General features: G+C 52.2%; 15 protein-coding genes and 1 tRNA gene. 5 read left to right on the top strand and 11 right to left on the bottom strand.

Features of this window, described 5'->3' with window-relative positions:
- Both OGX89_RS16560 and OGX89_RS16555 read right to left on the bottom strand, forming a co-directional pair.
- Positions 1 to 76 (bottom strand) — tRNA-Phe (locus OGX89_RS16560).
- 105 nt (positions 77 to 181) lie between these two features.
- Positions 182 to 889, bottom strand: a complete 708-nt coding sequence (locus tag OGX89_RS16555) for a DUF554 domain-containing protein (protein WP_003825390.1) — start codon at positions 887 to 889, stop codon at positions 182 to 184.
- 468 nt (positions 890 to 1,357) lie between these two features.
- Between OGX89_RS16555 and OGX89_RS16550 the strand changes: the two genes are divergently transcribed.
- Positions 1,358 to 3,493: an ornithine decarboxylase gene (locus tag OGX89_RS16550; RefSeq protein WP_126956591.1), complete on the top strand. Its 2,136-nt coding sequence runs from the start codon at positions 1,358 to 1,360 to the stop codon at positions 3,491 to 3,493.
- Between the two features lie 52 nt (positions 3,494 to 3,545).
- Here OGX89_RS16550 and OGX89_RS16545 read toward each other — a convergent pair whose 3' ends face one another.
- The 4 genes from OGX89_RS16545 to mutY all read right to left on the bottom strand — a co-directional run bounded on the left by OGX89_RS16545 (position 3,546) and on the right by mutY (position 7,534).
- Positions 3,546 to 4,802 carry a nucleoside permease gene (locus tag OGX89_RS16545; RefSeq protein WP_008785778.1) on the bottom strand — a complete coding sequence of 419 codons (1,257 nt, stop codon included), beginning with the start codon at positions 4,800 to 4,802 and terminating at the stop codon, positions 3,546 to 3,548.
- 210 nt (positions 4,803 to 5,012) lie between these two features.
- Positions 5,013 to 6,098: a membrane-bound lytic murein transglycosylase MltC gene (mltC, locus tag OGX89_RS16540; protein ID WP_008785777.1), complete on the bottom strand. Its 1,086-nt coding sequence runs from the start codon at positions 6,096 to 6,098 to the stop codon at positions 5,013 to 5,015.
- A gap of 86 nt (positions 6,099 to 6,184) precedes the next feature.
- Positions 6,185 to 6,454: an oxidative damage protection protein gene (locus tag OGX89_RS16535; RefSeq protein WP_003027126.1), complete on the bottom strand. Its 270-nt coding sequence runs from the start codon at positions 6,452 to 6,454 to the stop codon at positions 6,185 to 6,187.
- A 27-nt stretch (positions 6,455 to 6,481) separates the two neighbouring features.
- Positions 6,482 to 7,534 carry an A/G-specific adenine glycosylase gene (mutY, locus tag OGX89_RS16530; protein WP_032934106.1) on the bottom strand — a complete coding sequence of 351 codons (1,053 nt, stop codon included), beginning with the start codon at positions 7,532 to 7,534 and terminating at the stop codon, positions 6,482 to 6,484.
- Between the two features lie 160 nt (positions 7,535 to 7,694).
- Between mutY and trmB the strand changes: the two genes are divergently transcribed.
- The 4 genes from trmB to ansB all read left to right on the top strand — a co-directional run bounded on the left by trmB (position 7,695) and on the right by ansB (position 10,744).
- On the top strand, positions 7,695 to 8,414 hold the full coding sequence (trmB, locus tag OGX89_RS16525; protein WP_003825406.1) for a tRNA (guanosine(46)-N7)-methyltransferase TrmB: 720 nt from the start codon (positions 7,695 to 7,697) through the stop codon (positions 8,412 to 8,414).
- Positions 8,414 to 8,740, top strand: a complete 327-nt coding sequence (locus OGX89_RS16520) for a YggL family protein (protein ID WP_003027115.1) — start codon at positions 8,414 to 8,416, stop codon at positions 8,738 to 8,740. The genes trmB and OGX89_RS16520 overlap by 1 nt, the downstream gene beginning before the upstream one ends.
- A gap of 49 nt (positions 8,741 to 8,789) precedes the next feature.
- Positions 8,790 to 9,509: a YggN family protein gene (locus OGX89_RS16515; protein WP_003825409.1), complete on the top strand. Its 720-nt coding sequence runs from the start codon at positions 8,790 to 8,792 to the stop codon at positions 9,507 to 9,509.
- A 188-nt stretch (positions 9,510 to 9,697) separates the two neighbouring features.
- Positions 9,698 to 10,744: an L-asparaginase 2 gene (gene ansB / locus OGX89_RS16510; RefSeq protein WP_003027108.1), complete on the top strand. Its 1,047-nt coding sequence runs from the start codon at positions 9,698 to 9,700 to the stop codon at positions 10,742 to 10,744.
- Between the two features lie 114 nt (positions 10,745 to 10,858).
- On the opposite strand, the gene hemW is transcribed toward ansB, so the two are convergent.
- The 5 genes from hemW to OGX89_RS16485 all read right to left on the bottom strand — a co-directional run.
- Complete coding sequence (gene hemW / locus OGX89_RS16505) at positions 10,859 to 11,995, bottom strand: radical SAM family heme chaperone HemW (RefSeq protein ID WP_048236736.1); 1,137 nt, start codon at positions 11,993 to 11,995, stop codon at positions 10,859 to 10,861.
- The gene (locus OGX89_RS16500) at positions 11,988 to 12,581 is read right to left on the bottom strand and encodes an XTP/dITP diphosphatase (RefSeq protein WP_003825414.1); all 594 of its coding nucleotides are present in this window, start codon (positions 12,579 to 12,581) and stop codon (positions 11,988 to 11,990) included. The genes hemW and OGX89_RS16500 overlap by 8 nt, the downstream gene beginning before the upstream one ends.
- 7 nt (positions 12,582 to 12,588) lie before the next feature.
- Positions 12,589 to 12,879, bottom strand: a complete 291-nt coding sequence (gene yggU, locus OGX89_RS16495; protein WP_003027101.1) for a DUF167 family protein YggU — start codon at positions 12,877 to 12,879, stop codon at positions 12,589 to 12,591.
- The gene (locus OGX89_RS16490; RefSeq protein WP_003825417.1) at positions 12,876 to 13,442 is read right to left on the bottom strand and encodes a YggT family protein; all 567 of its coding nucleotides are present in this window, start codon (positions 13,440 to 13,442) and stop codon (positions 12,876 to 12,878) included. Before OGX89_RS16490 ends, yggU begins: the two co-directional genes overlap by 4 nt.
- 18 nt (positions 13,443 to 13,460) lie before the next feature.
- Positions 13,461 to 14,102: YggS family pyridoxal phosphate-dependent enzyme (locus OGX89_RS16485; protein ID WP_286560795.1), on the bottom strand; the 642-nt coding region annotated here is incomplete at its 5' end.

Genomic DNA, 14,102 nt, shown 5'->3' with positions numbered 1-14,102 from the left:
TGGTGCCCGGACTCGGAATCGAACCAAGGACACGGGGATTTTCAATCCCCTGCTCTACCGACTGAGCTATCCGGGCAACGAGGCGCATTAAAACCGATTCGCTTCGTTTCGTCAACGAAATTTCTTCAAATCAACGCAGACTGCACAATCTATCACCACATTGTTGCTATTGCACGCATTCTCAGGCAAAAAATGCCGTCCACGCGGCGGAAAGCGGCATTGCCAGCAGAAGGGCAGGAAGCATATTCACAACCGCAAACATTTTGATTCCACAAATACGTAAACCGGTTGCCAACAACAGCAGTCCACCTACGGCGCTGAAATCGGCCATCATGGCTGGCGTCGTCAGGGGCAAAATAAGTGCTGCGCAGGTGGCAAGCGTTAGCTGGATTGCCAGCATTGGTACACAAATTGCCGATACCGCGATACCTAATGAACAGGCAAAAATGATGGCCGTGAAGAAATCAAGAAACGACTTCGCGATTAAAATATTCGGGTCGCCGGTCATCCCTTCATGTATCGCCCCGAAGATCCCGGTACCACTGGCGCAAAATAGCACGATGATGGCCACATAGCTCTGGATGAAGGATTCGTGTGTGGTGTTGGCATCCGACCGGGTGAAAAGCTGCTGCGCTTTGGCAACCGCGGTATTGATCCCTTTTTCCAGATAACAGAACTCGCCAATTAATGCACCGACTAACGTAGCCAGGACCATCACCGGTAGGTTAGCGCACTTGATAACCAGCAAAATACCAATTCCCAAAGAGCACAGTCCGAATATGGAGGTCATGGAGGCACGAATGCGTTCCGGTAAATGCTGGCTGAGTAGTGCGCCGAGAACACCACCAAATAAAATAGCGCCAGCATTAATAAAGGGTCCAATTACCACGTTTGCTCCTGCGTACCCATTATCGTCTTGATGCTAAAGGCAATTCTCTGGGTAAAATATGTTTTCAGATTGCATTATTATGCCGCGATTGACAGACGAAATGCTTGTTTATCTGTGAGGTTCGGGCGCGGGATTTTATCTTGCGCCTGAAAGTGAAAGGTGCCATGATTGCGCGAATTTTCTCCTGTCTGAATGGGGCTGCCTGGGATGATATTACTCCCCCTACATCGCCTTCAACATCGCCTTTTTGCGCGACGTTTGCCCCTTCCTGCGACTTATCTTTACGCTCCCACCATGCGGTGAGGGCAGCGCACGCTCACTGCAGGATAACAGTAAAATCAGAGGCTATCTGCTTTTACTGATGTCTGGCGGTCGGGGCTGGTAACCAGTTTGACCTGTCATTTCGTGGGCAAAGCAATGTGGCTTTGTCCGGGACTTTTGATTTTCCCGAAACGGGTTATTGCGCTTATGAAATCAATGAAAATTGCCGCCAGTGGAGAACTGGTTTCTCGTCTGTCCAGCCATCGTCAGGTGGTGTCGCTGGACAGTACTGATTTTACTGACGTTGCGGCAGTCGTCATTACCGTTGCGGATAGCCGCAGCGGGATCCTTGCTTTGCTGAAACGCACCGGTTTTCATATACCCGTGTTTCTGTTCGCAGAGTCGGATGTTGATCTGCCGGCGGGCGTGAATGCGGTCATTCGCGGTCAGGCGCAGGACTGGCTGGAGCTGGAGTCTGCTGCCTGTCAGTATGAAGAAGATTTGCTGCCGCCGTTCTATGACACGTTGACTCAGTATGTCGAGATGGGGAACAGCACATTTGCCTGCCCAGGACATCAACACGGTGAGTTCTTTAAAAAGCATCCCGCGGGGCGCCATTTCTACGAGTTCTTTGGTGAGAATCTGTTTCGCGCGGATATGTGCAACGCCGACGTTAAGCTTGGCGATCTGCTGATTCATGAAGGCTCGGCGAAACATGCGCAGAAATTTGCTGCGAAAGTTTTCCACGCGGATAAAACCTACTTTGTGCTGAACGGGACCTCTGCGGCCAATAAAGTAGTAACCAATGCGCTGCTGACGCGCGGCGATCTGGTGCTATTTGACCGTAATAACCATAAGTCGAACCACCACGGTGCGCTGATCCAGGCGGGTGCGACGCCGGTGTATCTGGAAGCGGCGCGTAATCCGTTTGGCTTTATTGGCGGCATTGACGAGCACTGCTTTGATGAGGAGTATCTGCGCCAGCAACTTCGTGATATTTCGCCGCAAAAGGCAGAACAACCGCGCCCGTTCCGTCTGGCGATCATTCAGCTCGGCACTTATGACGGTACGATCTACAATGCCCGGCAGGTGATCGACAAGATCGGTCATCTGTGTGATTACATCCTGTTTGACTCAGCATGGGTCGGCTACGAACAATTTATTCCGATGATGGCCGATGGGTCACCGCTGCTGTTGGATCTCGATGCTAACGATCCGGGGATCTTTGTCACCCAGTCGGTACACAAACAGCAGGCCGGATTCTCGCAAACCTCGCAGATCCACAAAAAGGATAACCATATTCGCGGTCAGGCGCGGTTCTGCCCGCATAAGCGTCTGAATAATGCATTTATGCTGCATGCTTCTACCAGTCCGTTTTACCCGCTGTTTGCGGCGCTGGATGTTAACGCCAAAATCCATGAAGGCGAGAGTGGTCGTCGGCTGTGGGCGGAGTGTGTGACGCTGGGCATTGAGGCCCGTAAAGCGATTATTACCCGCTGTAAGATGATTCAGCCGTTTGTTCCCCCGGTAGTCGATGGCAAACCGTGGGAAAGCTATCCGACGCAGGTGATTGCCAGCGAGCGTCGCTTCTTTAGCTTCGAACCAGGTGCTAAATGGCATGGTTTTTCCGGCTACGCGCGCGACCAGTATTTCGTTGACCCTTGCAAACTGCTGTTAACCACTCCGGGCATTGACGCACAAACCGGGCAATATACCGAGTTTGGTATTCCGGCGACGATTCTGGCGCATTACCTGCGTGAAAACGGCATCGTGCCGGAGAAATGCGACCTTAACTCGATTCTGTTCCTGCTGACCCCGGCAGAAAGCGCAGAGAAACTGGCGCAACTGGTGGCGATGCTGGCGCAGTTTGAGCAGCATATTGAAGACGATACGCCGCTGGCAGATGTGCTGCCAACCATCTTCAATAAGTATCCGGTACGCTATCGGGATTACACGCTGCGTGAACTGTGCCAGGAGATGCACTCACTGTACGTCAGCTTTGATGTGAAAGATCTGCAAAAAGCGATGTTCCGTCAGGAAAGTTTACCTGCCGTGGCGATGAACCCACAGGATGCGAACAGCGCTTTTATCCGTGGTGATGTTGAACTGGTGCGGATTAGTGAAGCAGCTGGCCGCATTGCGGCGGAAGGTGCGCTGCCTTATCCTCCGGGCGTGCTGTGCGTGGTACCGGGCGAAGTATGGGGTGGGGCGGTACAGCAATATTTCCTGGCGCTGGAAGAGGGCGTAAACCTGCTGCCAGGCTTCTCGCCGGAGCTGCAAGGTGTTTACAGTGAAACGGATACAGACGGTATTAAGCGCCTGTATGGATATGTTGTGAAGTAAGCGAAAAAAAAGCGGGTTACCTTTTGGCAACCCGCTTTTCTCTGCGTAAAAGTTAGTGCGCGATAGTCTGGGTGCCTGCTGGAACGCGTACGTGTTTGTATTTAAACAGCGCAACGAAGGCAAAAGCCAGAACCAGCGAGTAACCTGCGAAGATCAACCACACGGTCTGCCAGTCGGTAATACCGTTCAGCGTATAGTGTTCAACGACTTTACCGCTCACCAGTCCGCCCAGAATACAACCGAAGCCGTTGGTCATCATCAGGAACATACCCTGTGCGCTGGCGCGGATTTCAGGGCGTACTTCTTTCTCCACGAACACAGAACCAGAGATGTTGAAGAAGTCGAAGGCGCAGCCGTAAACAATCATCGACAGAACCAGCAGCACGGTACCGAACGGCGTTGGATCGCCGTAGGCAAACAGGCCGAAGCGCAGCATCCACGCCACAATACTGATAAGCATCACGTTCTTAATACCGTAACGGCTTAAGAAGAACGGGATGGTCAGGATAAACAGCGTCTCGGAAATCTGTGAAATCGACATCATCACCGATGCGTGTTCCACGATAAAGCTACCGGAGAACAGCGGGTTGTTATCGAAGCTGTGCAGGAAGGTGTTACCAAACATATTGGTAATCTGCAGCTCTGCGCCCAGCATCATTGAGAAGATGAAGAAAATCGCCATACGCTTGTTTTTAAACAGCGCGAAAGCATCCAGACCGAGCATTGATGTCCAGCTCTGGTTTTTCTGCTGATTGGCAACCGGAATATGCGGCAGCGTCAGGGTGAACAGTACCAGTACCAGGGACAATGTCGCACCGATATACAGCTGCATATGGCTCAGTTCAAAGCCGGAGAAGCTCACGGCCCACATCGCCAGAATAAAGCCGATGGTGCCCCAGATACGAATTGGCGGGAAGTCGGTAACGATATCCATCCCGGCAGATTGCAGGCGATAGTAGGAGATGGTGTTGATTAGCCCCAGTGTTGGCATATAGGCCAGGGAGTTAAGCAAGATCACAAAGAACATGGCCCCTGGCGTGGTGACTTCGGCTGCGGCAAACAGCGTTCCTGCGCCGACCAGGTGGCAAAGGGCGTAAACCCACTTCGCACTGATCCATTTATCGGCCACGATCCCTAACAGCGTTGGCATAAACACGGCGGCGATCCCCAGCGAGCTATACACCGCGCCAATGGATGCACCATCGAATTTAAGGGTGACAAACATATAGGAGCCGAGGGTAGTGAGCCAACTACCCCATAAGCAGAACTGCAGAAACGAGAGAACTTTCAGCTGCAGCTTAAGATTCATGTTAATTTCCTCACACCGTAATGCGGATGAATGTTTTAAAAGGCACATTTGCCGTGGCTATATGATGTGATTCTATCAATGAGAGGCACTCTTTTTTTGTTACCTGTGACAAATATTTGCAAACAATTTCTGATTGCAAAGCAAAAGAGTGATGGAGTTAACATTTTTGGTGCTTCAGGCCCCCGTTTTAGGGGGCTGAAGAGGAATACATTAGCGGCGTCGATAGGATTTTTGTGCGGAATTGACCTTGTAAAGGTATCGGCGTGATTCAGCAGAGGGATGTCGGGTGGTCAGCGTTTGATAAACGTCACCTGGAGACATGCTGTTAATGATATTCGCGGCCTGAATTTTATCGTTCGAGAACACGCGCAGCACGCTGCCCGCGCCGCCGTTATACGCGGTGATTACCGCATAGCGACGTGAGGTCGGATTATCGATACCACCCAAATAGACATTGTTGAGCATTGCCAGATAGGCCGTACCGGTATCAATGTTGCTGGCCGGGTCAAACAAGAAGCTACGGCTTGGTGTGCCTGAGCGCCCTTGCGAGCGGAACACATCTTTCCCGGCGCTGTGCTGTACCACCTGCATCAGTCCCAGCGCATCGGCATGGCTCACCGCATACGGGTTAAACGAGGATTCGGTTTGCATGATAGCCAGAATCAGCGACTCGTCGACGCCGTACTTACGTGAAGCCTGACGCACCATACCGACGTATTTATGCGCGCGCTTATCAAGGTGGTTCGGCACCAGATTGATCGTCACGCTATAGATGATACGCAGGCCATTGCTGCGGCTTTTAAGTCGTGTTTGCAGCAGGTAGTTGGCAAAGTTGGTGGCACGCCCCTCCCAACGAATGGGCTGGCCGGTATTATCAACCACCTGTCCGTACAGGAATGGCTCTTTGGAAATCTTAATGTCGTCGACATCGGAATAGAGGTCGATAGAACCCGGATCATCGCCCATCAGCAATGTCTTGATAATCGCCCGACGCAGGTGTCCGGCGGGATCTGTCCCGGCAATGGTCTCGACGGTTATCGTACCGTCATCAAAGTTGATGTGGCTGCGGGTTTGATACTGATCGGTATACTTGACGTAGTCCTTCGGACCCGCAATCAGCACTTCCTTAAATCCCCACAAATTCTCAATATTATGGGCAAATTGCCCCATCAGAATATCAAAACCGTTGGTATCCTTGACCCAGGCTTCGTTATAGGAATCGCCTTTTTTGGTCGAACTGGAACAGGAGATGAGCAACGGCGCAATAACGGCAAGCGCGAGAAATTTTTTCATCATTCCGGGAGTGCGTGTTGTGTTTGTTGTTTGCAAGGACCAGATTAAAACGTAGGCCGGATAAGCGCAGCGCCATCCGGCAACGGTTCTTATGATTCTGGCGTATAGCCTTCAATATGCACATCCTTACCTTCAAACAGGAAGTTAATCATCTCCTGTTCCAGTAACTTACGGTGTTCGACGTTCATCATATTGAGTTTTTTCTCGTTAATCAGCATGGTCTGTTTATGCTGCCATTGCGCCCATGCTTCTTTAGAAATCTCGTTATAAATGCGTTTTCCCAGATCGCCCGGGTACAGCTGAAAATCCTGGCCTTCTGCTTCGCGTTGCAGGAAAGTGCAAAAAATCGTTCTGCTCATAAAAAGTCCTCTCTATCGTCCGGTACGTTAAACGTGTGTACCGGCACGTAATTGCTGTAACAAACGCTCCACGGGAGCCGCCAGTCCGACCGACGGCGGTTGCGCTAAGTTATACCAGAGCGCGTTGCCTTCATCCATGCATGAGGTGAATGAAGACACGGGAAGCCACATAGGCACAATATCTAAGTGGAAATGGCTAAAGGTATGGCGAAACGCATTAAGTTGGGTCAGATTATCTGCGTTAATTTGTCGTTGCGCCAGCCAGTTGCGCAGTCCATCTTCGTCGTCAAACTGCGGAAAACAGTATAAACCACCCCATAAGCCGCTGGGCGGTCGCTGTGTAAGCAGCACTTCGTCATCATGCTGCATCAGTAAAAAATAGCCCGTTCGTTCCGGTAGCGTCTGTTTGGGCTTTTTACCGGGATACAGCGCCCAACTTGCATTGGCGCTCGCCACACAGCCATTTTCCAACGGACACAGGGAACATTTAGGTTTTGAGCGCGTACAGACCATGGCGCCTAAATCCATCATCGCCTGATTAAAACGCTCAACACCCTGGGCCGGCGTAACTTGCTCACTCAGCTCCCACAGCTTCTTTTCGACCTCTTTTTTACCCGGCCAGTCGCTTACAGCATAACAGCGAGCCAGCACGCGTTTGACGTTACCGTCGAGAATCGGAAAATGCTGACCCAGAGAGAGAGAAAGGATCGCGCCTGCGGTTGAACGTCCGACGCCAGGTAGGGCGGCTACTTCATCAAAGGTTTGCGGAAATATACCGCTATGCAGCGTCACAACCTGCTGCGCGGCTTTATGCAGATTACGCGCACGGGCGTAATAACCCAGCCCGGTCCACAAATGCAGAACTTCATCCAGCGGCGCATGGGCTAAATCCGTTACCGTTGGGAAGCGCGCCATAAAGCGCTCAAAATAAGGGATAACGGTCGCAACCTGAGTTTGTTGCAGCATTACCTCAGAGAGCCATACTTTGTAAGGCGTCTTGTCAATTTGCCAGGGCAGCGTTTTCCGCCCGTATTTGTCGTACCAGCTCAAAACCTGAGCCGAAAATTGAGACGCTTGCATGATTACCGTTTCATTATTGCCGGGGGCAAGATTGCAGCACAGCGGCAACGGGGTGTAAACCGGAACTTTCCGCTGCTCACTTTCTTCCTTTACTTGCATCCGGCAACTAACTTTGGATAATGCCCGTTTTCAGAACTCAAACACAGCAGACTAAACTTTTATGAAGAACGACGTCATTTCACCGGAATTTGATGAAAACGGCCGCCCTCTGCGCCGGATTCGTAGTTTTGTTCGTCGCCAGGGGCGACTGACGAAAGGGCAGGAACACGCGCTGGAAAACTACTGGCCGGTGATGGGCGTTGAGTTCAGCGAAGAGCCTGTAGATTTCGCAGAACTGTTTGGCCGTGACGCGCCAGTCACGCTGGAAATCGGTTTTGGTATGGGAGCGTCGCTGGTTGCAATGGCGAAAGCGCGTCCGGAACAGAATTTCCTCGGCATTGAGGTTCACTCACCGGGCGTTGGTGCGTGTCTGGCTTCAGCCCATGAAGAGGGTGTCGAGAACCTGCGCGTCATGTGCCATGATGCCGTTGAAGTCCTGCATAAAATGATTCCTGACAATTCTTTATCTATGGTTCAGCTGTTTTTCCCTGACCCGTGGCATAAAGCACGTCATAATAAACGCCGTATCGTTCAGGTACCGTTTGCTGAGCATATCTTAAGTAAGCTGAAGCTGGGCGGCGTGTTCCATATGGCGACCGACTGGGAAGCGTATGCGGAGCACATGCTTGAAGTGATGTCCTCGATTGACGGGTATAAAAACCAGTCAGAGAGTAACGATTATGTACCGCGCCCGGAATCGCGCCCGGTAACCAAATTTGAACAACGTGGTCATCGTCTTGGCCACGGCGTATGGGACTTAATGTTCGAGAGGGTGAAATAATGGCAAAGAACCGTAGCCGTCGTCTGCGTAAAAAGATGCACATCGAAGAATTCCAGGAAGTAGGATTTTCGGTTGCATGGCGTTTCCCGGAAGGTACATCTGGAGAGCAGGTCGATCAAATCGTTGATGACTTTATCAATGAAGTCATCGAACCGAACAAGCTGGCTTTTGACGGCAGCGGCTATCTGGCCTGGGAAGGTCTGATCTGTCTGCAGGAAATCGGCAAATGCACCGAAGAACACCAGGCAATCGTGCGTAAGTGGCTGGAAGAGCACAAACTCGAAGAAGTGCGTACCAGCGAACTTTTCGATATTTGGTGGGACTAAGTAGCACAGGGTCGGCAAATGCCGACCCGATTTGTATTGAGGAAAAGATATGATGCGCAAAACGCTGCTGGCGGCAGTCCTAACGTTCACGGCGATGGCCGCACATGCAGATTACCAGTGCAGCGTCACCCCGCGTGACGATGTGATTTTGAGCCCACAAACGGTGCAGGTGAAGGGCGAGAATGGCGACCTGGTTATTACCCAGGCTGGCGATGTCACCTTCAACGGTAAACAGTACAACCTGAACGCCGCACAGCGTGAGCAGGCCAAAGATTATCAGGCGGCGTTGCGTAGCAGCCTGCCGTGGATCGACGAAGGTGCCAGAGCGCGCGTAGAGAAAGGTCGCGTGGCGCTAGACAAAATCATCGCCAAAGAGGTCGGTGAAAGCAGCAACATGCGTGGCCGCTTAACCAAGCTGGATGCGCAATTGAAAGAGCAGATGAACCGCATCATCGAGCATCGAACTGATGGCCTGACTTTCCATTATAAGGCGATTGATCAGGTCCGCGCGGACGGACAACAGCTGGTGAATCAGGCGATGGGCGGCATTTTGCAGGACAGCATCAACGAGATGGGAGCTAAAGCCGTGCTCAAAGGCGGTGGTAATCCACTGCAGGGCGTACTCGGAAGCCTCGGTGGTTTGCAGACCTCAATTCAGAACGAATGGAAGAATCAGGAACAAGACTTCCAGCAGTTTGGCAAAGATGTCTGTTCCCGCGTTGTGACGCTGGAAAACGATCGTAAAACGCTGGTTAGCACTCTGAAATAATCTTCACCTCTTATTAACGGCACAGAAACATTCTGTGCCGTTTTATTTTGTATATTTCTGTTTTTTTGATATCCATCTCTAAGAACGGCAATTTGGTGGAGATATAAATCTGGTTAATTGGAACTCGTCACATTATTCATCTGTAGGATAGACATAATGCTGCAAATTCAAGTAACTGGAGAAATAACATGGAGTTTTTCAAGAAAACGGCACTTGCCGCACTGGTTATGGGTTTCAGCGGCGCGGCGCTTGCACTGCCAAACATCACCATTTTAGCGACCGGTGGGACGATTGCCGGCGGCGGTGATTCCGCGACAAAATCTAACTACACGGCAGGCAAGGTTGGCGTAGAAAATCTGGTTGAGGCCGTACCTCAATTGAAAGATATCGCTGTCGTTAAAGGCGAGCAGGTGGTGAATATCGGCTCCCAGGATATGAATGACGAAGTCTGGTTAACGCTGGCGAAAAAGATTAATACCGAGTGTGATAAAACCGACGGCTTCGTGGTAACACATGGTACGGATACCATGGAAGAAACCGCCTATTTCCTCGACCTGACCGTCAAGTGCAACAAGCCGGTGGTGCTGGTCGGCGCAATGCGTCCGTCTACGGGTATGAGCGCTGATGGCCCGTTCAACTTGTATAACGCGGTAGTAACTGCCGCAGACAAAGCCTCTGCCAACCGCGGAGTGCTGGTGGTGATGAACGACACCGTTATGGATGGTCGTGACGTGACTAAAACCAACACTACCGACGTCGCTACCTTCAAATCCGTTAACTACGGCCCGCTGGGTTACATCCATAACGGTAAAATCGACTACCAGCGTACGCCTGCGCGTAAGCACACCACGTCTACTCCGTTCGATGTGTCTAAGCTGACCGAACTGCCGAAAGTTGGGATTGTTTATAACTACGCTAATGCCTCCGATCTGCCGGCAAAAGCGCTGGTGGATGCGGGTTACGCCGGGATCGTCAGTGCGGGTGTAGGTAACGGTAACCTGTATAAAACCATTTTCGATACGCTGGCAACCGCCGCGCATAAAGGTACCGTTGTAGTGCGTTCATCCCGTGTACCAACGGGCGCCACTACACAGGATGCAGAAGTTGATGATGCAAAATACGGATTTGTGGCTTCAGGTTCCCTGAACCCGCAAAAAGCACGTGTTCTGCTGCAGCTTGCGCTGACTCAAACCAAGGATCCTAAGCAGATCCAGGAAATGTTTAATCAGTATTAATCGATGAAGGTGGCTGCGCTTACCGCCCTAACCCTGTAGGCCGGATAAGACGCAGCCGCCATCCGGCAATTTTCCTGATGGCGCTACGCTTATCAGGCCTACGTTCACCAGCCATCACTCCGCCAGAAACAGCTCCAGCAGCGAGTTCAAGAACAGCTTACCGTGTTGGGTAATCTGCCAGTACTCATCGCATTCACTCAGGTAGCCCTGGGAAATAGCCTCATCGATCTGTCGACGAATAACGTCTTCGGTAAGACCGGTATATTGCGTAAACTCCGCGCGAGGCGCGGCTTCCAGCAGCCGGAAACGATTCATGAAGAACTCGAACGGCTTATCGGCTTCGGCAACATCGCGCTGGCTTTCGAGATAACGCCCTTGCATATACCCACGCGGATGCCGTGTTTTGGTGGTGCGCAGGATGCGTCCGTCAGGGAATGTGATCTTACCGTGTGCGCCGCAGCCAATGCCAAGATAGTCGCCAAAACGCCAGTAGTTAAGGTTGTGCTGACACTGATAACCCGGTCTGGCGTAGGCTGAGGTTTCGTACTGCTGATATCCCGCGGCGGTCAGTAGCTGGTGGCCTTGCTCAAAAATATCCCACAGCGCGTCATCGTCCGGTAAAACCGGCGGTCGGGAACCGAACAGCGTGTTGGGTTCGATGGTCAACTGATACCAGGAAAGATGCGGTGGGTTGAGCGCGATTGCCTGCTGTAAATCACCCAGCGCCTCTTCCAGCGTCTGATCCGGCAAACCATGCATCAGGTCGAGATTAAAGCTGCGTAGCCCCAGACCGCTCGCCAGGTGTGCTGCTCGTTTGGCTTCTTCCGGCCCGTGAATACGTCCCAGACGTTCGAGTTTGGTGGAGCTAAAGCTCTGTACGCCAATCGAGATACGGTTGACGCCAGCGCGTTGATAATCCACAAAGCGATCAGCTTCCACCGTCCCGGGATTCGCCTCCATGGTGATTTCTGCATCTTCGGCCAGATTCAGCCGTGCTCGCACGCCGTCGAGCAGCGTTTGCATCGCCGGGCCAGAAAGCAGGCTCGGCGTGCCACCACCGATAAAAATCGTCTTTACTTCACGGCCCTGGGCATGGGCCACCTCAGTATCCAGATCGCTCAGCAGATGCTGCACATAGTCATCATGAGGGACTTCGCCCTTTAGCGCATGCGAGTTGAAGTCGCAGTACGGGCATTTCTGCACGCACCACGGAATGTGAATATAAAGACTTAGCGGCGGAAGCTTAACCATTACGCAGGGCATCCAGCAGCAGCTTTAGCGCCTGTCCGCGGTGAGAAATTGCACTCTTTTCTTCACGGGTCAGTTCGGCTGCGGTTTTCCCTTCAGACGGCACAAAGAAGATCGGGTCGTAGCCAAAACCACCGTTTCCGGCAGGTTCACGGGTAATCACGCCCGGCCAGCTTCCGTGGCACACAACAGGCGTTGGATCGTCTGCATGGCGCATATACACCAGCACGCAGTGGAACTGCGCCTGGCGCTTGTCATCAGGAATATCCTGCAGGGTGTGAAGCAGTTTTTCCAGGTTCTGCTGATCGGTCGCATCTTCGCCGGAATAGCGGGCTGAATAGATACCCGGCGCGCCGCCAAGGGCATTTACTGCCAGACCTGAGTCATCAGCAATGGCCGGTAAGCCGGTAATTTGCGCGGCATGACGCGCCTTCAGAATGGCGTTCTCAATAAACGTCAGCCCGGTCTCGTCTGCAGAATCAACACCCAGTTCCGTTTGGGCAACAACATCAAGACCGAAATCACTCAGAAGAGAGGCTAGTTCACGCACTTTACCGGCATTGCCGGTCGCGAGGACAACTTTTTGCATGGGATACCTAATCAGTTAACGCCGCAATTTCGGGCGGGATCTGTTGCGGATGAATGATTTTAACCTGTTTGTGACGACCAAGCTCGCCCTTCTCAATGACGACCTGGCTTTTTGCCACACGGAACTGTTTTCCGAGAAACTTCACCAGATGGCTATTGGCCTGGCCATCTACCGGTGGGGCGGTAATGGCGACTTTAACTTCGTCGCCATGTAAACCCACAATACTGTCACGGCTGGCTTTAGGCTGAATGTAGAGCCGTAAAACCAGACCGTCGTCGCAGGGTGTAACGGCACTCATAGCGCCATCCACAGCCCCGGCAGCAGCATGTTGCCTGTCGCCTGTAACACTTCCGCGATGCCCATGTTAATAACGTAGAGCAGCAGAACCAGAATCATTGGGGAGAAATCGATCCCGCCCATGCCTGGAAGTATGCGACGGATAGGACGTAGCAGCGGATCTGCCAGTTGAATCAGCACGTACTCTACAGGACTGCGGCCCTGGCTGACCCAGCTCATAATCGCCATCACAAGCAGCACCCAGAAAATCAGCAGCCCGATAGTCTTCAGGACAATCAGTACGGCGGCGATCCAGATGATCGGCTGGAACGTGACCACCTTAAACAGCACGATTGCTTTGATAAAGCTGAGAACGAGCGCAACTAATGCCGAGGCGCTGTCGATCGGTCCCATCGGGGGAATAATGCGGCGTAACGGCCCAATGATGGGCTGAGTGATTTTCACTATAAACTGCGAGAACGGGTTGTAAAAATCGCAGCGAGACCATTGCATCCACACGCGCAGCAGCAGCGCCATGGTATACAGCTCAATTACCGTTGAGAGCAGGAAGGTCAACGTATTCATGGTGTTCCTTAGTTTTCCTTATTTTTTAGTGTAATCACGAGCACCAAAAATGGCAGTGCCAATGCGCACCATCGTGCTACCCGCCGCGATGGCGGCATCCATATCATCAGACATTCCCAGTGAGAGAGTGTCGATGCCTGGGTAGCGTGTTTTCAACCCGGCAAATGCTACCGCCATTTGCTGTGCAACTTCAAACTGCCTTACATAATCTGACTCTGGAGCCGGAATCGCCATCAGACCACGCAGGGTAATGCGCGGCAGTGCAGCGACTTCAGCGGCCAGTGCATCAAGCTCTGCCAGCGGAATGCCTGACTTACTGTTCTCATCGCTGATATTAATTTGAATCAGTACATTGAGCGGCGGCAATTCCGCCGGGCGCTGTTCGCTCAGACGGGCAGCGATACGCAGACGGTCGATCGTATGGCACCAGTCAAAGTGCTCGGCGACCAGACGACTTTTGTTGGACTGCAGCGGGCCGATAAAGTGCCACTGCAGATCGTTGACGCCTTTTTCCTGGAAGTAGCGGATTTTATCCACCCCTTCCTGCACATAGTTTTCACCGAAGGCACGCTGCCCTGCGGTAATGGCTTCTTCGATGGCGCTCGCAGGTTTGGTTTTACTGACTGCAAGCAACGTAACTTCTTCTGAAGACCGCCCGCA

Source organism: Citrobacter sp. Cpo103 (genome assembly GCF_030332605.1).
Lineage (GTDB): Bacteria > Pseudomonadota > Gammaproteobacteria > Enterobacterales > Enterobacteriaceae > Citrobacter > Citrobacter portucalensis.
Note: the sequence above shows the minus strand (reverse complement) of the source record. Positions and strands in the feature narration are given on the sequence as shown.